Source organism: Halomonas sp. DP5N14-9 (assembly GCF_019802175.1).
Taxonomy (GTDB): domain Bacteria; phylum Pseudomonadota; class Gammaproteobacteria; order Pseudomonadales; family Halomonadaceae; genus Halomonas; species Halomonas litopenaei.
Genome location: NZ_JAHVHR010000030.1, coordinates 36,370 through 56,197 on the forward strand (window position 1 = coordinate 36,370; position 19,828 = coordinate 56,197).

The window sequence follows — 19,828 nt, forward strand, 5'->3', positions numbered from 1 at the left end:
CCTGACGACCGCTATTGAACGTATTCGACCTCGACGTCGTAGTCGTCGTCATCGAGATCGTCATCGTCGTCTTCGTCACGCTTGCGACGACGACCCAGGCGCGCCTCTGTCCTGGCCACCGCCTCATCTTCCATGCGCCGGCGCATCTCCTGCTCGCGCTCCATGGCCTCTTCATCCTCGTTCTCGAGGGTGCGCTGCTCGGTCAGCCAGCGATGGGCCGCCTGCACCAGTGCCTCGGTGCCGACGTTGGAGATCGCCGAGATACGAAAGACCGGGCCTTCCCAGCCGAGTCGACGCACGATCTCGTCGGCGGCAGCCTCGCGCTCGTCCTCGGGCAGCAGGTCGAGCTTGTTGAGCACCAGCCAGCGCGGGCGCTCGGCCAGGGTCGGCGAGAACTCGCCCAGCTCATGGATGATCGCCTCGGCGGCTTCCACCGGATCGGACTCATCGAACGGTGCCACATCCACTACGTGGAACAGCAGGCGGGTGCGCGTCAGGTGCTTGAGAAAGCGCAGCCCCAGGCCGGCACCGTCGGAGGCACCCTCGATCAACCCCGGCACGTCGGCCATGACGAAATGCTCGTGCATGCCGAGCTTCACCACCCCCAGGTTCGGCACCAGGGTGGTGAAGGGGTAGTTGGCCACCTTGGGCTTGGCCGCCGACACCGAGCGGATCAGCGTCGACTTGCCGGCGTTGGGCAGCCCCAGCAGACCGACATCGGCCATCACCTTCATCTCCAGGCGCAGGTTGCGCCGCTCACCTTCGGTGCCCGGCGTGGTACGCCGTGGTGCCCGATTGGTGGAGGACTTGAAGTGAATGTTGCCGAGCCCACGGCGACCGCCCTGGGCCACCTGCACCACCTGGCCGATCTCGGTCACGTCGGCGATCACCTCGAGGGTATCCTCGTCGATCACCGTGGTACCCACGGGCACCTTGACGTGGAGATCCTCGCCGGCGCGGCCGCTCATCTGGCGACCCTGGCCGGGCTGGCCGTTCTGCGCCTTGTAGAAGCGCTGATACTTGAAATCGATCAGCGTATTGAGGGCATCGTCACCGATCAGGTAGACGCTGCCACCATGGCCGCCATCGCCGCCATCCGGGCCGCCCTTGGGCACGTACTTCTCGCGCCGGAAGCTCAGGCAACCGTTACCTCCGTTGCCTGCCTCCACGATGATCGAGGCTTCGTCGACGAACTGCATCTATCACTCTCCTGGCGGATGCTTTCCACCATGATACAAGAAGGCCCCGCGCTTGGCGGGGCCTTCCGGGACCTGTCGGCAAGCGAGTCACGCTCGCCGGCGGCCCATGGCGTTCGGGCGGTCTCAGGCAGAGACGACGCTGACGAACTTACGGTTCTTCGGACCCTTGGTCTCGAACTTGACCACGCCTTCGTCCAGAGCGAACAGGGTGTGGTCCTTGCCGATGCCAACACCGGTGCCGGCGTGGAAACGGGTGCCACGCTGACGCACGATGATGTTACCCGGGGTCACGGCCTGGCCGCCGAACAGCTTGACGCCAAGGCGTTTGCTTTCACTGTCGCGACCGTTACGTGTGGAGCCGGCTGCCTTCTTATGAGCCATTGCAAAGTCCTCGCTCGTTGAGGGAATAGTCCGCTACGCATTCGCCCGAGGGCGAGGCGTATTTAGGCAGAAATTCCGGTGATTTTAACTTCGGTGAACCACTGACGGTGGCCCTGACGCTTCATGCTGTGCTTGCGGCGACGGAACTTGATGATAGTCACCTTCTCGCCACGGCCGTGGGCGACGATTTCGGCGCTGACCTTGGCACCCTCGACCAGCGGGGCACCAACGGTGACGTCGTCATCGTTGCCGACCAGCAGAACCTCGTCGAACTCGACGGTATCGCCGGTGGGGATTTCCAGTTTCTCGAGCTTGAGAGTCTGGCCTTCCTGAACGCGGTACTGCTTGCCACCGCTCTTGATCACTGCGTACATGCTGTTTCTCCAGAAACTCATCGGGGTTGGCTCTTGATCGACCTGCTTCGAGTGGCGCCCCTTTTGGCAGCCATCTGACAGGGAGCATGGATGAGTGGGCCGCGTATTATAGCGACACCCTCGCGTGGGCACAACCCGACAACCAGCGTCAAGTGGCGAGACCGGAAAAAACCCCGCGTGAGGCCGCCGCCGGGCGCTAATCGTCTTGACGCCCCCATGGGCGGCCCATAGCATGACCGGCAACCCAAGGCCCACGGCCTCCCTCACCTCCAGTCGAAGCCGCCTTCATGTCAGTCAACGCCACCCCGTCACCATCAGCAGCTCCTTCGCCGATTCACGCGGTGGTCGCCGACGACTTCGCCGCCGTCAACCAGACCATCCTCGACCAGCTCGCCTCGCGCATCCCGCTGGTGGAGACCATCGGCCAGTACATCATCGAAAGCGGCGGCAAGCGTCTGCGCCCTCTGCTGGTGCTGCTGGCGGCACGCGCGCTGGAGTATCAGGGCGATCGTCATATCACCCTGGCGACGCTGATCGAGTTCATGCACACCTCGACGCTGTTGCATGACGACGTGGTCGACGAGTCGCACATGCGTCGCGGCAAGGCCACCGCCAATGACGCCTGGGGCAACGCGCCCTCGGTGCTGGTCGGCGACTTTCTGTATTCGCGCTCGTTTCAGATGATGGTCGAGGTCGGCTCCATGCGCATCATGGAGGTGCTGTCCGCCGCCACCTGCACCATCGCCGAGGGCGAGGTTCAGCAGCTGACCAATGTGGGCAATCCCGACACCGACGAGGCCGCCTACTTCGACACCATCCTCGGCAAGACCGCGATGCTGTTCGAGGCCGCCTCCCACAGCGGCGCCATCCTGGCCGGCGCCGACGAACGCCAGGAACAGGCGCTGGCGCTGTACGGACGCTACCTGGGTCTGGCGTTCCAGCTGGTCGACGACCTGCTCGACTACGAGGGCGACGCCAAGGCCATGGGCAAGAACGTCGGCGACGACCTGGCCGAAGGCAAGCCCACCCTGCCGCTGATCCAGGCCATGGCCGCCGGCACCCCCGACCAGACCCGCCTGGTGCGTCGCGCCATCCGCAAGGGCGGACTCGACCACCTCGACGAGGTGCTGGCCATCGTCAAGTCCACCGGCGCACTGGACTACACCCGCCAGAAGGCCGAAGAGATGGCCGCCAAGGCCCTGGCCGAACTCGACCATCTGCCGCCCTCGCCCTACCGCGACAGCATGGCCGAACTGGCCCGCCTGGCGGTGGAACGCAAGACCTGAAAATCACCGGGCAAGTGCCCTCAAGTGACGGGGAAGCTGGAAAAAAGTGGCTGACTCGGGCTCGCGAGGGTTGCATCATCCACACGGATCCGTATACTACGCATCCGTTGAGGGACACACCTCAAACATCGGAGTATAGCTCAGCTTGGTAGAGCGCTGCCTTCGGGAGGCAGAGGTCGTAGGTTCGAATCCTGCTACTCCGACCAAGAATTTAGTAAAGACGGCCACTTAGCTCATCAGAGCGGTGGCCGTTTTTCGTTGTCGAGATTTTTGATAGCAAATAAAGTAATACCTTCCAACCGATTCATCCCATGAGTCGAACCCCCTCTGGACACTCTGCTTGAGACCAGGGCCGAAGCGATGACCAGCAGATAACGACAACGGACCGGTCTATGCCGACTTACGGAAACATCCTCTTCACACAGGGCGAGAACGGCACCTTCACCACGGCTCGGCGGGCAGCATTGGGCTTCACCGATGGTCGCAACGAGGCCTGGCTGCGTGACCTTCTCGCTGGCCACCCCGACCTGTTGCCGATCGAGGAGGTGGACCCCTCCTTCGCCCCGCTGGTGCCGCTGTGTACCGAGCTGTCGACCGAGGCAGGCCCGGTGGACGCCGTCTTTATCAGCCCTTCCGGGCGACTGACGCTGGTGGAGTGCAAGCTATGGCGCAACCCGGAGGCGCGGCGCAAGGTGATCGCCCAGATCCTCGACTATGCCCGGGCCGTGTCCCAGTGGAGCTACGCCGACCTGCAACGCCGGGTCGCGGCGGCGACCGGCCTCAAGGGCAATGCACCCTTCGAGGCCGCCCGAAAGCTCAAGCCTGACCTGGACGAAGCCGCCTTCATCGACGCCACCGCCCGCGCCCTGCGCGAGGGACGCTTCCTGCTACTGATCGCCGGTGACGGCATCCGCGAAGGTATCACCGGCATGGCCGAGCTGATCACCCGCAACGCTGCTCTGGGCTTCAGCTTCGGGCTCGTCGAGGTTGCGCTTTACGAGTTCGGCGACCAGGGCTTGGCGATACAGCCTCGTGTCGTCGCCAAGACGGAGACCATCGAGCGCACCTTCATCCATGTTCGGTCAAGTGATAGTGACTCGCTGCGCGACATTACCGACGAAAGTGGAGCGGAGAGCGGCGAGTCCATTGCGGTGACCGACGAGCGCATCTGGTGGGAGCCTCTCACCCGCATCAGCTTTGATGATCCCGAGCAGGCGCCTCCGGTCTATCGCCCACGCAATCACGTCCGAGTTCCACTACCCCACACGAGCCTCTGGCTCACCGCCTATCGCTCCATGGGAGAAGGCATCTGCGGCGTGTTCCTCGCCGGAAAGAAGTCAGAGCTTCCGGGAATACTCGATTCGCTGAACGAAGAGCGCGAGCAGATCCTCTCCGAACTGCCAGGCGGCACCCAGGAACGCCTTCAGGGTGACCCTGAGCGGCCCGGCTTCGCCTGCTACGCACAACTTGGCGATTTCACCAACGACGACGAATGCCGTGCCTGGCTGGAGCAACAGCTCAACCACTTCGTCAACGCCCTTCGCCCGCGGCTGAAGGCGATAGCCAACTGAGGTCGTTGTACAAGCCGTTAAAGGACGTCGATAAATTCTCGCAGACGCTCCGCTGTCACGATCAGGCCACAGGCTGCCAAGGTGCCGAGGTACTCCTCGGCACTTTTCGGCGGCTTGCGCAGGCTGGCGCGGTGACGGCGCGCGGTCCTGACCATTAGCCCCTCATTCGACTCGAACTGCTGCTCCAGAAAGGTGTCGGGATGGACGGCCTCGATCCCGAAACCGGCCAGGGTATCGGCGGAAAAATCCCTCAGATTGAAGGTGACGATGAACTGGGCTCCAGCGCAAATGGCCGCAGCCAGCACGTGACGGTCGTCAGGGTCGGGGAGCTCAAGTGCCGGGATCAACGGCTCATGCCCGGTGACCAGGGAATCCGGCACCGCTTGATTCATGAGTGCGACGGTTCGCGGCAACGCCTCCGCCAGTTCGGGACGCTTCTTGAGCAGGTTGCGCGTCCACTCGTCATGGATCTGTTCTGTCCAGCGTGCGGCGAACAGCCCCGAAGAGGCCAAGCGCATCAATAGGTCCCGCAGAGGCGCGGGATAGAGCACGCAGGCGTCGTAGACGACTACGAAACGCATCAGTAGCCCATGTCCAGCTCCTGAGCCTGGTCGGCCAACTCCTGCAGAGCGGCCTCGGAGGTCTCCTCCTGCTGGCGCTTGTAAGCCAACAGGTCCTGCAGGCGAATTCGGCGATGGGTGCCCACCCGGGTAAAGGGAATCGCGCCCTCTTCCACCAGCTTGACCAGGTGGGGCCGCGAGACATTGAGCATGTTGGCGGCTTCCTGGGTCGTCACCTCGGCATGGGTGGGAAGGATGGTCACGGCATTGCCCTGGGCCATCTCGGTCAGCAGGTCACGCAGCAGCACCAGCGCTTGGCGGGGGAGCACCAGGTCGGCCCCATCCAGCTTGATATGCGCCCGGTCGTTCTTGGGCCGCTCGCGAAGCAGCTGACTGAGCTCGGTGGCGCTGGCCCTGGCCAGGCGGGTGAGCTCGAAGTTGCCGGGCACGCTATCTTGGCTGGCGCTGTTCATGACTGGGCCTCCACGCAGCCCGCTAGCGCTGGCTGCCGCCTTGTGTTCTATCGTTGCTTGCCAGGTTATTCGAAATAAACAAAACTCGCAATATTCGAAACAACGTGACTGCCTATGCGGCACTGTGTGCCAGCCAGGAAATTAGCAAGAGTGAACACCATGGCAGGGCCCGAACACATGGACGTACAGAAGCCTTTCATCGACCAACTGGTGGGCCAGGGCCGGAAGTACCTGTCCGGCTCGCGGGATGTTCCGGCTACCGGCAAGCAAGGTGCTGAAGGCCAACAAGCTCTCCATCTGACTGCTGCTGAATGGGCTGTCCGCCGCGGGGCTTGAGGGTTGGAACACCGGCCGGGGATCACGCGAACCCAGGCCTGGTGCTGTTCACCACCGGCATCGAAACCTGAGTCTCGGCACCCGCCCCGCCGTAAAACTCAGCCGTCACTGATACACTCCTACTTAACACTCGTTATTGCACAATCGAGCCCACGCCACACAATGCAGAGTTAGCGGATTCGATCTCGCCCTCCCCTAACCGACAAGGACCTCTCCCATGGAATGGATCTCCAGCCACGGTACCTTTCTGCAATTCATGACCAGCCTCGGCACTTTGGCGGTCTGGATCTTCTACGCTCAGTTGCTCTACGCCGGCTTCCGTCGCCAGCGGCGCCCCAAGGTGGTCATCAATCAGGTGATGGGCTTGTCCACCCAGGGCCGCTGCCTGATCAGCAACATGAGCGCCGAGGGCATCCATATCGAGACCGTCCAGGTGTGGCTGCACGAGAAGTGCGGAATACGCCGCTGCACCGTATCGGAGGTGGATACCGACGAAAACGGCGACACCCCCACCTCCATCTCCAGGGGGACGCTGCAGGGTCCGCTGCCATCCAACGCCCACCTGGATGCCGGCGAAATCGATAGTCTGGTGCGCCGGGCACGCGCCGCCGACATCGAGGACGAAGACAACACCCTGTGTGAGGGTGAAGACAGCGACTACGTGCTCGAGTTGCTGGTGCTGTACATCTACAGCTCCGCCCCCGGCATCATGGGGGCCAGCCGCTCCTTTGTGTTCGACGACAACGGACAGGCGCGTCCCCACCACCTGGAAACGCAACAACTCAGGGGCTACCGCGACCGCAAGCGCATGGCGCGTATCTATCGCAACTATCTGGACCGCTGAGGCTCCAGACAGCACCTTGCCCTGGGCCTGAAGATGCCCCAGGGCAAGGCTGCTCCTTCATCTCCCGCCAGCGGCGACTAGCCGTTGAACACCGACAGCAATACCAGCGACAGCTGCGGTACGTAGGCGATCACCAGCAAGGTCAGGATCATCACGATCACGAAGGGCACGATGCCCTTGATCACGGTGCCAAGCGAGGCATTGCCGATGCGCGAGGCCACGAACAGATTGATTTCCAGCGGCGGCGTGATGAAGCCGATGGCCAGGCTGACCACCATGACGATGCCGAAGTGCACTGGATCGATGCCCATGGAGGTCGCCACCGGATAGAGAATCGGTGACAGCACCAGAATCGCCGGGGTGGTATCCATGACGCAGCCCACCAGCAGCAGCATTACCAGGATGACCAGCAGCAACACCGCAGGACTCGACGAGAACTGCAGCATGAAGTCGGCGATCGCCACCGGGATCTGCTCGATGGTCAGGATGCGGGCGAAGGTCGAGGCGCAGCCCAGGATCACCATCACCGTGCCGGTGGTGGCGCAGGACCCAGCGATGGTCTTGAAGATATCCCGGGGCGACAGCTCGCGATGGATGAACACCCCACAGACAAAGGCGTACACCGCCGCCACCGCCGCCGCCTCGGTGGGAGTGAAGATGCCCGCGTAGATGCCCCCCAGGATAATCACCGGATTGAGCAGCGCCCACTTGGCCTCCCACACCAGGCACAGCGTCTTGCGCCCATCGAAGGGGGTATCATCGCCCTTCCAGCCCATCTTGCGGGAATAGAAGTAGGCGTAGGTGATCAGCACCAGACCAATCAACAGCCCCGGCAGGACACCGCCAAGGAACATGTTGGAGATCGAGGTGCCGGTGGAGACCCCGTAGAGCACCATCGGGATCGAAGGCGGAATGATCACGCCGATACTGCCGGCCGCCGCCACCAGCGCCAGCACGAAGGACTTCGAATAGCCGGCCTCGAGCATGGTCGGCACCACCATGGACCCCACCGCTGCAACCGTGGCCGGGCCCGAGCCCGATACCGCGGCAAAGAACATGCACACCACCACGGTGACGATGGCAAGCCCCCCGGTGAAGCGACCAAAGAAGGCCGAGGCCACCCCGAGAATCCGCCGCGACACGCCGCCGGCCCCCATCAGGTCGCCGGCCAGAATAAATAGCGGTATGGCCATGATCGGAAAGCTATCGGTGGCCGATACCAGGGTCTGGGCCACATAGAGCTCGGACAGGGTGCCGAAGGACAGGATGGTCACCACACAGGACAGACCGATGGCGATGCCCACAGGGACGTTCAGGATCAACAATACCACCAGGCTCAAGAACAATACCGTCGCGGTCATCTCACACCTCCTTGTCGTGTACGGCGTCGGGATGCGCAAGCCGCCAGCGAATGCTCTGCACCTGGCGCAGGGTGGTCAGCGCAAAGCCGACGAAAGGCGCCGCGTAGACCACCCACATGGGAACACCGATGGCCGGGGAGGCCTGGCCGAGCATCAGCTGGCGCTCTATGACCGCCCAGCTGGTCCAGACCACATAAAGCGCGAAGGCCAGAAACAGCAGGTCCCCCAGGATGACCACCCAGTGACGCGCCGAGCGTGGGAACAGCTTGAGCGCCGCGTCGATCTTGATATGCCGCATTTCCCGGGCGCCGTAGCTGATCCCAAGATAAATCAACCAGATAAAGAAGTAGCGCGCGAGCTCCTCGGACCAGGACAGCGACGCGCCCATGATGTATCGCATGAACACCTGCACCGCGAGCAATAGCGTCATCGCGGACATCAGCGCCACGCAGATCGAGATCTCCGCGTACTCATCGAGCCATCTCACAAGTTTCATCCGCTCTCTCCCTGGCAGCGGGGTGATGACAGAAGTCGGCAAGGCTACAGCGAAGCGCCCGCGTGCAGCGGGCGCCTTCTGGCCTCATCGGGTCATGGCTTCAACAGCTCATCGAGGTACTCGGGATGCTCCATCTTCGATTTGACCAGCGAATAGATGTCGGCCTCGACGGCGGCATCACGCCACAGCTCCTTCTGCTCCGGGGTAATCTCGGTCACCGTCACCCCCTGATCGGCAAACTTGTCGAGGATCTCGCCTTCCAGCTGCTGGGAGCGCTCGCGCTGGTACGTCGTCATCTCATCGATGGTGGCGTCGAGTGCCTCACGCAGGGAGTCGTCGAGGGCGCTGTACCTGTCGAGGTTCATGAACACCAGGTAGGGCGTATAGACGTGCTGGGTCAGCGACACATGGTCCTGCACTTCCTGGAAGCGATTGCCGTCGATGATGCCCAACGGGTTTTCCTGGGCGTCCACCGTCCCCTGCTGCAGCGCGGTAAACAGCTCGGTGAAGGCCATCGGTGTCGGATTCGCTCCGTAGGCGCGCCAGGCCGCCAGATGGACCTCATTCTCCATGGTCCGCACCTTCATGCCGTCCAGATCAGCCGGCTCGGCCACCACCTTGCCGCTGTCGGTGAAGTTGCGAAAGCCGTTCTCCCAGAACGCCAACCCCTTGAGGCCCTTGCTTTCCAGCGACTCGAGGAGCTTGTCGCCGACCTCGCCGTCCAGGGCGCTGTAGGTGCCCTCCGTCGACAGGAACAGGAAGGGAGCATCGAACACGTACAGGTCCGCAAACAGCGTGGCCATCGGACTGGTCGAGGAGATACCGATGTCGATATCACCGAAGATGGTGCTTTCCACCACCACCCTGTCATCGCCTAGCTGGTTATCCGGGAACAGCGTGATCTCGAGCTCGCCGTCGGTCCGCTCTTCAACCAGGCGCTTGAACTCGACACTGGCGTCCTTGGCCGAGGTCGAGGTCACGCTGGACATGCGCAGCGTTTCGGCCTGAGACAGCGCCGGGGTCATCGCCAGTGCCGCGGCGATCAGGGACAGCTTCATTCTGGAGAGTCTTGGCATGAGGTCTTCCTTTATTGGCGTTGTTGGCATTGAAGAGCACGGGCACCAAGGCGCCCGTCGTCACAGCGATCCTGCATCCGCTTCTCGAGGGTTCGTCACGCGAGCCGATTGACGGCCCAGTACACCGCCTCCCCTCTGGCAAAACGCACCGCCTCCTCGGCCACCTTGCGCTTGAGCTCGGCAGCCGCGTCCTCGGAATACCAGGCCATGTGCGGTGTGATCAGACAGCTTGGCTGGGCCCACAACGGGCTCTCGGGTTCCAGCGGCTCCCGTTCGGTGGTGTCGAGTCCTGCCCCGGCAACGTGACCGGAGGCGAGCGCCTCGGCCAGTGCCACCTCGTCGATGATCCCGCCCCGTGAGGTGTTGACCAGAAAGACCCCGGGCTTCATCGCGGCCAGTGCCCCTGCGTCGATCAGGTGACGGGTGTCCTCCGTCAGCGGGCAGAACACCGCCACCACATCGGCCCGGCCGTAGAGCGAATCGAGTTCGACGGCTTCGATATAGTCGGTGCCATCCTCGGCACTGGGGCGGTAGAAGGCGTCGTAGCCGATGACGCGGAAACCGAGGGCGTCGACTTTCCGAGCGTACAGTCGACCGATCCGCCCCAGGCCGATCAGACCCACCGTCTGAGTCGACTGCCGCCGCAATGGAATGGCCTCGCCGTAGTCCCAGCGACCCTGGTGACAGGCAAGGTTCATCGGCACCAGCTTGCGCGTGAGCGCCAGCGTCAGCGCCAGGGCATGGTCGGAGACCTCGTTCATGCCGTAGTCGGGTACGTTGCATACCTGCACCCCGGCGGCGGTGGCCGCCTCGAGGTCCACGTTATTGACGCCGACACCGTAGCGCACGATCAGCTTGAGTCGTGGCAGTGCCTCGAGCACCCGACGGGTGAAGGGGGCGTACTGGTTGAGCGCGATGTCCACGTCAGTAAGCTGATCGACCAGATCCTGCTCGCTGCGACAGGCCAGCATCGGTGCGTCGAATCCGGCGGAAGCCAGGATGTCCTGCTCGACGTCATGGTCGGCGTGATCCAGATCGGAGAAGACAATGTTCATGGCAGGTGTCCTTTTCAAGATCCCAGACAACCACTGTCCACAGGCGGAACGGCCTCTCTGACATCGTCAGAGACAGCTGATGCCAGCATCATCAGTGGTCCTTTCATGTCATCCCCGGCGCTGCAGGGGCCGGTATCGACCAATACGTCCATCTCACGCTCCGGTGTGGGTGGTGGCTGCCAAGTACAGAGCGCCACGCGCGACCGCGCCTGGACGCGATGCTGCTTGCTAACTTTCACCACGAAGGGCCCGCGAGATGGTGTCGGCGGTGCGTTTGACCTGGGGGCCCAGGGCTGCCATGCGGTCTCTCGGCATAAAGCTGATGACACTGGTGACACTGACGGCGGCCACGGCGTCATCGACATGATTCTTGACCGGTGCCGAGACACAGCGGATGCCGTACTCGTTTTCTTCCCAGTCGAAGCTCCAGCCGCGCACGTCGGCTTCCTTCAGATCGCGACGGACCTCCGCGAATGACTTGAGTGCAGGAGCATCCTCGCGAGGCCTGGCTACCCGCTGCACGGCGGCATAGTAGGCGGGCCAGCTGGAGGGATCCTTCGATGCCAGCATTGCCTTGCCCAGGGCAGTGGCCAGCGCCGGCATGCGCCCTCCGGTGCGCGAGCGCATCTCAAGAGTCCGCTTGCCCGGCAACTTGCACAGGTAGAGCACATCACCACCGTCGAGCACCCCGAAGTGCACGGTATCCCGCGTCTGTTCGGCCAGCGCCTCCAGGTACGGCCTGGCAATATCGACCAAGGGCTGCTGCTCCGCCGCCCGTTCGCCCAGCTCGATCAACTTCGCCCCGAGGTAGTAGCCCTTGTAGGGCACCTTGTGCAGGTAGCCGTCTCTGACCAGGCAGGACAGGGAGCGGGCCACCGTACTGCGGGGGAGCTGCATCGCCTGGGACAGCGCCTTGATCGTGGAAATACCACGCCCGACGCACTGCAGCACTTCGAGCCCTCGACTCAGGGTCTGGGTGCCGGAGCGGTCTTTGGGGGGAATCAGTTCATCCATGGCGCCTCCTTGATTCATCCCATTCAAGGCAAGGCCCCATACACGGTCAAATAGTCAACCGATCCACCACATAGTGAGTCACTTGAATAAGTAACTAACGGAAACAGCAACAAAAAACCGCCAACTTCGTGAAAGTGGCGGTGGCAGAAAAAACAACGTCTCACCGATCAGTACGTCATCGCCGACATCTCCTGCAAGACATCTCCTGATGACTCAACCAAGGTCGATATCAGATCGGGCAATGATGCGCACTTCAGGCAATTTATTTAGCTTGAGGGAACCGTCTTTACTCCTGCAACTTTCATCCAGGTGACGCTTACACCGGCTGGTGCTTGAACTCAGGGTCACCAGTGGTGCGCTTGAGCGGAGCCGAAGAAAAAAATGTGGCGGCCTCAACGAGTTACTATCGCTATTGCGGAAAGACCAAGCCAGCTGTCGACAACGTGCCTTACCGAGGTCGAGAGGGCGGCACCCCGTCCTACCGTTCCCCGCAACGGCGGGGCTCAGCAGTATGGCTCGGCGCTCCTTCTCCTCGTGTCATCACGGCGGACACCTACTCCCCGCTGTCCTGATGAAACCGTTCCGGTACCTGGTAGCGCGTGCTGCGGCCACCTCCTGGAAGCTTCACCAAGCAACCCTTCTCGACCAGCCCTGCGAGATGACGGGTGGCAGTTGCCTTACTGACCTTGGCGACTTTCTGGTACTGCGACGCACTGATGCCGTGTTCGAAGCCTCTCTCACCGCCATCCAGCAGGCGGTTCAACACCTTCACCTGCTCAGGCAACAGGCCGGCCGCCCTGAAGTGCTGCCAGAAACGGGCCTTGGCCAACGTCCGATCGACCTTCCCCAGGACATCCAGCAAGGTGGCATCCAGGGTCTCCAGGAACCAGACAAGCCAGGCCGTCAGGTCAGGCGTGCCACACTGGTTCGCTTCCAGGCGCCGATAATAGTCAGCACGGCGCTCCAGGATGGCAGCCGACATGGCATACAGGCGGATACTCTGCTGATCCGCCTGCGCCAAGGCGCGATCGGCGATGGCCCGGGCAATCCGACCATTGCCGTCTTCAAATGGATGCAGTGTTACAAACCAGAAGTGTGCCAGGCCCGCTCGAACCAGGGGATCCAACTCGGGGTCATGACGGCTGGACGCGAACCAAGCGAGGAACTGATCAACCTCATGTTCCAACCCCTCACGCGGCGGCGCTTCGAAATGCACCTTGGGTCGATCGAGGCGACCCGAGACCACCTGCATGGGCTCCACTCCGCGCCACTGCCCGGGCCTTAACGTCGTAAGCCCCGCGTCAGCATCAGGGAACAACCACCGATGCCACTGAAACAGCCTGGTGGTGTCCAGCGGCGTGTCAGGCTTGAAGGTGGCATCCAGCATCAACTCCGCCAGGCCTTCAGCACGTGGTGAGGTAGCCCCCTCCGGCTCCTCCACACCAAGGCGTCGGGCCAAGGAAGAGCGAACTGACGCCACGTTCAGACGCTCTCCCTCGATGGCCGAAGAGGTAACGATGCTCTGCAGTAGCGTATCCAGGGCGGCTCTTGCCTCAGCGTCCTGGTCATCCGCGGATGTCAGAGCCCACGAGCGTCCCAGCAAGATGCCGAGATCCCTCCAGCATGCCTGGACCCGCGGCTGAATCTCGGCCGCGTGCCAGGTGAAGTTCGGCCAGTCAGGATGCTGCCAGATCCATGTCGAGGCGTGATCGGTCATGCCAGGCCTCCAAGAAGGCGGAGGAGCCGAATGACAACGATATTCGACTCGCATTGTGAGCCGAATAATGATTGGTTTCGGCTCAGCTGGCAAGTCTGGGAGTCATAAGGCCTCGGCGACCATGAGGACAGGCTTCAGATCAGGCCACCCAATCCAAAGGTGGTCAAAGGTGGCCCTCATGGCGGCCTGGGGAGCGATGCCCCGCTGCATGAGGCGGCGTGCCGTCCACGAATACAGGGCATGGGTAAGACCGGCCAATAGCCCCAACAGCAAGCCGTGGATCAGGTCCGATCGGCGGATGGCCTATGGATACCGCGACACGGCGTACTTCTTCCTGAAGATCCGTGCCGCATTTCCCGGCAAAGTGCGATGAACCCAAAAAAAGCCCCCGAGTCTCCTCGGGGGCTGTTGTGCTGACCGCCTGTTCAAAGGGGTCTGCCATCGCCGGATCTCAGGCCGGCATGTCGTTGGCCTTGGCGTCGCGCGACCAGACCCGGTGGCCACGAATCGCCTCCTGGAAATCGGCGTAGAGATCGTCCACGGTCTGCGCCGAGAACACGCCGTCTTCCGGCACCTCGATGCCAGCCGCCTGCAGCACATTGGCACCGTCGCCGAGTGCAGCGATCGGCTTGAGGTGCTTGTAGGCCTCCTGCACGTAGTAAAGCCCCAGGCCGGAACCCGCCAGCGCCTTGACACTGTCATCGCCAGGGGCCACCGCCACGGCGTCCAGAGTCACCGACGGCAGTCCGTTGAGCATGGCATCCGGGGTCAGGGTGCCGCCTTGAACGGTCGCCACCGGCGCCATCGACGGCGCGATGATGAGCCCCTGGGCCCCCTCGGCTTCCAGGCGCTTCTGCAGCGCTTCCACCTGGTCACCGTCGACCCCGTCGGCGGCCAGGATCGCCACCTTGCGATAGCGAATATCCGGCTGACCGCGATGCATCAAACTAAGCGCCGAGGAGGCGTCCAGCGACGTGGTGCCCAACTCTTCCGAGGGTGCCGGCGGATGCTCCGGCGGCTTGACACCATGCACCTCGCCCACCCGTCGCGCGAGCTCCATGTCGATATTGGGCAGGATCTCCTTGATCACCCGCTCACGGATCCACGGACGCTCGACCTTGGACAACTCGAAGGCGTAAGCGGCGATGATGTGCTCTTTCTCGACGTCACTCTGGCTATGCCAGAACAACCTGGCCTGGGAGTAGTGGTCGCCGAAGGACTCGCTGCGCGCCCTGACCTTGTGGGCATCGATGCGCTCCTGATAGCTCTCGAAACCGCCGTTTTCTTCCGCCGGCGGGGTCTCCCGGGGCCAGCCATCCTCGATCGAGTTGGGTTCGTAGGAAACCTGACCCTTGTTGATGGTCTGTCGGTGCGGAGCGTCGCGCTGGTGATTGTGGAACGGGCACACCGGCTGGTTGATCGGGATCTCGTGGAAGTTCGGGCCACCCAGACGCAGCATCTGGGTATCCAGATAAGAGAACAGGCGCCCCTGAAGCAGCGGATCGTTGCTGAAGTCGATGCCGGGCACCACATTGCCGGGGTTGAAGGCGACCTGCTCGGTCTCGGCAAAGTAGTTGTCCGGGTTGCGATCCAGCACCATCTTGCCGATGGGAGTCACCGGCACCTGCTCCTCGGGAATCAGCTTGGTCGGATCGAGGATATCGAAGTCGAAGGCATGCTCGTCTTCTTCCTCGACCACCTGAATGCCGAGCTCCCATTCCAGGGCATCGCCATTCTCGATGTCGCCCCACATCTCGCGGCGGTTGAAGTCTGGATCACGACCCCACAGCTTCTGGGCCTCGTCCCAGATCAGCGAGTGGGTGCCCGCCAGCGGCTTCCAGTGGAATTTGACGAAGCGGGCCTTGCCTTGTCGATCGATCAGCCGGAAGGTGTGGACGCCGAAGCCTTCCATATAGCGGTAGTGCCGCGGGAAGGCCCGGTCGGACATGGTCCACAGCACCATATGGGCGCTCTCGGGCATCAGCGAGACGAAGTCCCAGAAGGTGTCGTGGGCCGACTGCCCCTGGGGAATCTCGTTGTGGGGCTCGGGCTTCACCGCGTGCACGAAGTCGGGAAACTTCATCGCGTCCTGAATGAAGAACACCGGCATGTTGTTGCCCACCAGGTCCCAGTTACCCTCGTCGGTGTAGAACTTGGTGGCAAAGCCGCGCACGTCGCGCACGGTGTCATTGGACCCGCGCCCGCCCTGCACGGTGGAAAAGCGCACGAATACCGGCGTCTTCTTGCCGGTATCCTGAAACAGTCCCGCCTTGGAGTACCTTGCCGCCGCCTCATAGGGCTGAAAGTAGCCGTGGGCCGCCGCACCGCGGGCATGGACGATACGCTCGGGAATGCGCTCGTGATCGAAGTGATTCATCTTCTCGCGGAAGATGAAGTCTTCCATCAGCGTCGGGCCGCGCTCGCCGGCCTTCAGCGAATTGTGGTTGTCCGCGATCCGGGTGCCCTGGTTGGTACGCAGGTCATGCCCGGTCGCATCACTGCGGTAGGTCTCGAGATTGTCGGACTTGCTGTTGGCGTCGGTACGACGCTCAGTGTCATGAGCCTCGTCTCGATTCGGTTGGGTGTACGGATTCTTCGCCATGACAAACACTCCGTTGTTTGCTCGGGAAATGAGCCTTCCACGCCACCAGGCGTGGGCCGTCATCGGTCCGGTCGGCGCCAACTACCAGTCACACCGCCAAACAAGCCATTCCCTTATAGGCAAGAGATCTGCAACTCTCAAACCTCCATCTCGGCACCCCACATGCGAAACATCAGAATAATTCTTCTATATCAGTAAATTAAACCCTATACATAAAATTAACAAAAGTTAGACATTTACATTCTCACACCTGCATTACATTGTCTTACGACACAACCTCGGCGCGTGCCAGCTGCACTTGTTCAACCAATACTGATATTTTTTCGCTTCGGCACTGATCGCTCTGCTGCCGACAACGATATTGCTCATCATCAAGACATCAGGGAACGACATATGAAAAGGATCATGCTGGCCGCCATCATTGTGGCGGCCGCCCTTCTGCAGGGATGCGCCACCAGTCGTAGCACCGTGGACGTACAGACACCCAATACCGGGACAGTCAGCCAGGCACACACAGGTCCCAGCCTGTACATACGCAACGTCACTGATCAGCGGCACTTCGAGGAAGCCCCCCGCTCCGCCGACATTCCATCACTGGGCTTCGAGGGCGCCGAAGCGGCGACCGACGAGCTCAAGTCCCGGGCCATCGGGCGCAAGCGCAATGGCTACGGCAAGGCGCTCGGGGACGTGCTGCTGCCGGAAGACAAGACCATCACGGAGCTGGTGCGCGTCTACGCCAGCGAAGGCTTCGAGGACGCAGGCTGGAATGTGGTCAACAGCGCCGACGCCAGCGACGACGTGACCACCGTGGATATCGGTGTGACCCGCTTCTGGACCTGGGTCAAGCCGGGCTTCTGGGCTATCGCCCTGAACACCGATATCGAGACCGAGTTCACCTTTTCCGACGCACGACAGCTGGAACCGATCCACGCCCACTTGAAGGATCGCATGCAGATGGTGGTCGACAGCGATTGGGCGACCAGCAATCAGCTGACGCTTGAAAGCTATCGCCAGGCCATCGCCCAGAAGGCGACGCCCTGATCAGGCACGAGTCGTCAGCCTCGCTGCGCCGATGCCGGGCCACTCGCTCGGCATTGACGTACACGGACAGAAACGGGCCGCCTCGGCGGCCCATTCTGGTTCGACAAGAAAGTCAGGTTGTGTCTTTGCAGCAGCTCGCACCCTGAATAGCGCCGACGGACTTCCACCGAGGCCTCCTACACCACATGCAACCGCTGTGATCTGGACAGCAATGAAACACGCCACCATGTCGTCCCACATATGTCGCATCTTGATGCCCTGTTTGATGTGGCTTTGGTGTCTGATCTCGGTACTTTCCGGAGCAACTTTCCTTGAAAGGCCTTATCGAGCCCAACCTTGCTTACACCGCGCGCCTATCGACATGTGCACCAATCAGAAAAAAACGCGACCAAACACCCCTTTTTCGACGTAATACTGATAATTAACGTGCTTGGATAGGTGCAGATTTAGCGGTAAAATTTACCTTTTCGCTCAGGCGGATTTTAAGCATGGAACAACTACGCCTAAGTGAATGGCTTGGTTGGGATCCTCTCCGCGAAGAAAACGCGACGAAGGATGCCCGACTACTGCCCTCAGACAAGCCGGGAGTCTCGCTACCGGCCATGCTCCGGCGCCGACTGGACAATGCCGGTCGGGCCACCTGCGATATTCTTGCAGGGCTCGATCCCGAGGCGCGTTGTCCCTTGATCCACGCATCCCGCCACGGCGACGCCAACTTTACTCTGTCGATGCTGAAGGCTCTGGCGAATCAGGAACCGCTCTCGCCTACTCGCTTTTCGATGTCAGTGCACAACGCCACCCTGGGCGTCCACGCCATCGCCAACCATCACTACCGCCCTCTACAGGCGCTCGGCGCCAGCGGCAACGAGTTCAACGCCTTGCTGTGGGAAGCCCGTGGCTACCTGGCCGAGGGCCATGAAGCGGTGGTCATTGTGTTCAGCGAAGGGACGCTTCCCGGCGACTATATCGACTGCACGCCGCACCCGGGGCACGCCTGCGCGGTGGGCCTGCGACTGTCACTGACCCAGGGCCGGGCGCTGGTAGCCGAGGACGCCACGCCAGGGGCGGCACCGACGCCGCTCGACGTCATCGACTGGCTTGGTGGCTGCAGTCCACGTCTCGCCGCCGCCCCGGGCTGGCGCCTGGAGGAAGCATGACGCTGGACCAGTGGCGGCGCGGCATCGGCACCTTTCTGTCCTTCACTGCCTTCGGCATTGGCGGCTTGATCATCGGCCTGGTGGTGGCACCACTGCTGCACCTGGGGATGCGCGACCCGGTGCGTCGCCAACGCCTGGCCAGGCGTCTGATCCAGCGGGTCTTTCGCGCCTTCATTGCGCTGATGAAGGGCCTCGGGGTACTCGACTATCGCCTGGAAGGTCGTGGGCGACTCGCCCGTGGCGGCCGTTTGATTCTGGCCAACCATCCGTCGTTGATCGATGTGGTGTTCCTGCTGGCCTATACCCCCAACGCCGACTGCATCGTCAAGGGCCGGCTCGCCACCAACCCCTTCACCCGCGGGCCGATCGGTGTCGCCGGCTATATCACCAACCGCGATCCCCAGGCACTGCTCGAGGCCGCGCGGGACAGCCTTGCCCGGGGCAATTCGTTGATCCTGTTTCCCGAGGGCACGCGCACCACGCCCGGTCGCCCGATAAAGTTCCGCCGTGGTGGAGCGAACATCGCCCTGCGCACCGGCAGCGCCATCACCCCGGTGCTGATCAAATGCTCGCCCACCACCCTGACCAAGGGTGAGCCCTGGTATCACATCCCCCGGCGCAAGGTTCAGATGGACCTGCACATACTCGACGACCTGCCGCCAGAGCCGGCGTCAAACCAACCGACCAGCCAGCAAGCCCGACAACTGACGCGGGAACTGAGCCACTACTTCAACAGGGAACTGGAGCGCCTCCACCATGAACCAAAGCGTACCGCTGTCGCTTGATTTGAAGCACATGATCATCGACACCCTCGAACTCGAGGATGTCACCCCCGAGGACATCGACGACCATGCGCCGCTGTTCGGCGAGGGCCTCGGGCTAGACTCCATCGATGCCCTCGAACTGGGGCTGGCGCTGCAGAAGCGCTACGGCGTCACCCTTGACGCCGAGGCCGAGGATACTCGCCGCCACTTCGCCAGCCTGGCGGCGCTGCAAGCACTGGTGGAGGAACGCCGTGTCAACTGAAGCCGCCATCAGCCGTGAACAGATTCTCAGCCACGTGCAACGTACCCTGGTCGAGCTGTTCGAAGTCTCTCCTGCCGAGGTAACCCCGGAGGCCCGTCTTTACGAAGACCTCGACATCGACAGCATCGACGCCGTCGATCTGGTGGTCGAACTCAAGCAGTTCACCGGTCGGCGCATCGATCCCGAGGCCTTCAAGTCGGTGCGCAGCATCGATGATGTGGTCAACGCCGTCGATCAGCTGATGCGCGACTGAGCCCGG

The 19,828-nt window shown here is 62.3% G+C and carries 20 protein-coding genes and 1 tRNA gene; 9 read left to right on the top strand and 12 right to left on the bottom strand.

Annotation, left to right across the window (positions count from 1 at the left end; genetic code table 11):
- Positions 1-11: 11 nt before the first annotated feature.
- The 3 genes from cgtA to rplU form a co-directional block, all read right to left on the bottom strand.
- A complete protein-coding gene (cgtA, locus tag KUW00_RS16425) occupies positions 12-1,199 on the bottom strand; it encodes an Obg family GTPase CgtA (RefSeq protein WP_108133520.1) in 1,188 nt (395 codons plus the stop codon).
- Between the two features lie 123 nt (positions 1,200-1,322).
- Complete coding sequence (gene rpmA, locus KUW00_RS16430) at positions 1,323-1,580, bottom strand: 50S ribosomal protein L27 (RefSeq protein ID WP_045994440.1); 258 nt, start codon at positions 1,578-1,580, stop codon at positions 1,323-1,325.
- A 62-nt stretch (positions 1,581-1,642) separates the two neighbouring features.
- Positions 1,643-1,954, bottom strand: a complete 312-nt coding sequence (gene rplU / locus KUW00_RS16435) for a 50S ribosomal protein L21 (RefSeq protein WP_045994439.1) — start codon at positions 1,952-1,954, stop codon at positions 1,643-1,645.
- Between the two features lie 287 nt (positions 1,955-2,241).
- Here rplU and ispB point away from each other — a divergent pair, with 287 nt between their 5' ends.
- The 3 genes from ispB to KUW00_RS16450 all read left to right on the top strand — a co-directional run bounded on the left by ispB (position 2,242) and on the right by KUW00_RS16450 (position 4,811).
- Positions 2,242-3,240 (top strand): octaprenyl diphosphate synthase, encoded by a 999-nt coding sequence (gene ispB / locus KUW00_RS16440; protein ID WP_045994438.1) that lies wholly within the window; start codon positions 2,242-2,244, stop codon positions 3,238-3,240.
- A 129-nt stretch (positions 3,241-3,369) separates the two neighbouring features.
- Positions 3,370-3,446: transfer RNA gene (locus KUW00_RS16445), tRNA-Pro, on the top strand.
- A 186-nt stretch (positions 3,447-3,632) separates the two neighbouring features.
- The gene (locus KUW00_RS16450; protein ID WP_222569629.1) at positions 3,633-4,811 is read left to right on the top strand and encodes a hypothetical protein; all 1,179 of its coding nucleotides are present in this window, start codon (positions 3,633-3,635) and stop codon (positions 4,809-4,811) included.
- Between the two features lie 17 nt (positions 4,812-4,828).
- Here the strand turns inward: KUW00_RS16450 and KUW00_RS16455 are convergent, their stop codons facing one another.
- Positions 4,829-5,392, bottom strand: a complete 564-nt coding sequence (locus tag KUW00_RS16455; RefSeq protein ID WP_222569630.1) for a PIN domain-containing protein — start codon at positions 5,390-5,392, stop codon at positions 4,829-4,831.
- Positions 5,392-5,844, bottom strand: a complete 453-nt coding sequence (locus KUW00_RS16460; protein WP_045993606.1) for a helix-turn-helix domain-containing protein — start codon at positions 5,842-5,844, stop codon at positions 5,392-5,394. The genes KUW00_RS16455 and KUW00_RS16460 overlap by 1 nt, the downstream gene beginning before the upstream one ends.
- A 553-nt stretch (positions 5,845-6,397) precedes the next feature.
- Here KUW00_RS16460 and KUW00_RS16465 point away from each other — a divergent pair.
- Positions 6,398-7,024, top strand: coding sequence for a hypothetical protein (locus KUW00_RS16465; protein WP_213230446.1), 627 nt, complete (start codon positions 6,398-6,400; stop codon positions 7,022-7,024).
- 77 nt (positions 7,025-7,101) lie between these two features.
- Here KUW00_RS16465 and KUW00_RS16470 read toward each other — a convergent pair whose 3' ends face one another.
- From KUW00_RS16470 to katE, 7 genes are all read right to left on the bottom strand, one after another.
- Positions 7,102-8,385 carry a TRAP transporter large permease gene (locus tag KUW00_RS16470; protein WP_222569631.1) on the bottom strand — a complete coding sequence of 428 codons (1,284 nt, stop codon included), beginning with the start codon at positions 8,383-8,385 and terminating at the stop codon, positions 7,102-7,104.
- A 1-nt stretch (position 8,386) separates the two neighbouring features.
- Positions 8,387-8,881, bottom strand: a complete 495-nt coding sequence (locus KUW00_RS16475) for a TRAP transporter small permease (RefSeq protein ID WP_045993609.1) — start codon at positions 8,879-8,881, stop codon at positions 8,387-8,389.
- Between the two features lie 92 nt (positions 8,882-8,973).
- Positions 8,974-9,957 (bottom strand): DctP family TRAP transporter solute-binding subunit, encoded by a 984-nt coding sequence (locus KUW00_RS16480; RefSeq protein WP_222569632.1) that lies wholly within the window; start codon positions 9,955-9,957, stop codon positions 8,974-8,976.
- A 95-nt stretch (positions 9,958-10,052) separates the two neighbouring features.
- Complete coding sequence (locus KUW00_RS16485; protein WP_222569633.1) at positions 10,053-11,012, bottom strand: C-terminal binding protein; 960 nt, start codon at positions 11,010-11,012, stop codon at positions 10,053-10,055.
- Between the two features lie 228 nt (positions 11,013-11,240).
- Positions 11,241-12,026 carry an IclR family transcriptional regulator gene (locus KUW00_RS16490; RefSeq protein ID WP_213230432.1) on the bottom strand — a complete coding sequence of 262 codons (786 nt, stop codon included), beginning with the start codon at positions 12,024-12,026 and terminating at the stop codon, positions 11,241-11,243.
- A 553-nt stretch (positions 12,027-12,579) separates the two neighbouring features.
- Positions 12,580-13,743 (bottom strand): Fic family protein, encoded by a 1,164-nt coding sequence (locus KUW00_RS16495; protein WP_222569634.1) that lies wholly within the window; start codon positions 13,741-13,743, stop codon positions 12,580-12,582.
- Between the two features lie 451 nt (positions 13,744-14,194).
- A complete protein-coding gene (katE, locus tag KUW00_RS16500) occupies positions 14,195-16,345 on the bottom strand; it encodes a catalase HPII (protein WP_213230428.1) in 2,151 nt (716 codons plus the stop codon).
- Between the two features lie 393 nt (positions 16,346-16,738).
- On the opposite strand from katE, the gene KUW00_RS16505 reads away from it, so the two are divergent.
- The 5 genes from KUW00_RS16505 to KUW00_RS16525 all read left to right on the top strand — a co-directional run bounded on the left by KUW00_RS16505 (position 16,739) and on the right by KUW00_RS16525 (position 19,822).
- A complete protein-coding gene (locus tag KUW00_RS16505) occupies positions 16,739-17,386 on the top strand; it encodes a flagellar biosynthesis protein (RefSeq protein WP_124805126.1) in 648 nt (215 codons plus the stop codon).
- A gap of 488 nt (positions 17,387-17,874) precedes the next feature.
- Positions 17,875-18,543: a beta-ketoacyl synthase chain length factor gene (locus tag KUW00_RS16510; RefSeq protein WP_045993615.1), complete on the top strand. Its 669-nt coding sequence runs from the start codon at positions 17,875-17,877 to the stop codon at positions 18,541-18,543.
- Positions 18,540-19,328: a lysophospholipid acyltransferase family protein gene (locus KUW00_RS16515; RefSeq protein WP_108133510.1), complete on the top strand. Its 789-nt coding sequence runs from the start codon at positions 18,540-18,542 to the stop codon at positions 19,326-19,328. Before KUW00_RS16510 ends, KUW00_RS16515 begins: the two co-directional genes overlap by 4 nt.
- Complete coding sequence (locus tag KUW00_RS16520; RefSeq protein WP_045993617.1) at positions 19,300-19,569, top strand: phosphopantetheine-binding protein; 270 nt, start codon at positions 19,300-19,302, stop codon at positions 19,567-19,569. Before KUW00_RS16515 ends, KUW00_RS16520 begins: the two co-directional genes overlap by 29 nt.
- Positions 19,559-19,822: an acyl carrier protein gene (locus KUW00_RS16525; RefSeq protein WP_197037147.1), complete on the top strand. Its 264-nt coding sequence runs from the start codon at positions 19,559-19,561 to the stop codon at positions 19,820-19,822. Before KUW00_RS16520 ends, KUW00_RS16525 begins: the two co-directional genes overlap by 11 nt.
- The last annotated feature ends 6 nt before the right edge of the window (positions 19,823-19,828 follow it).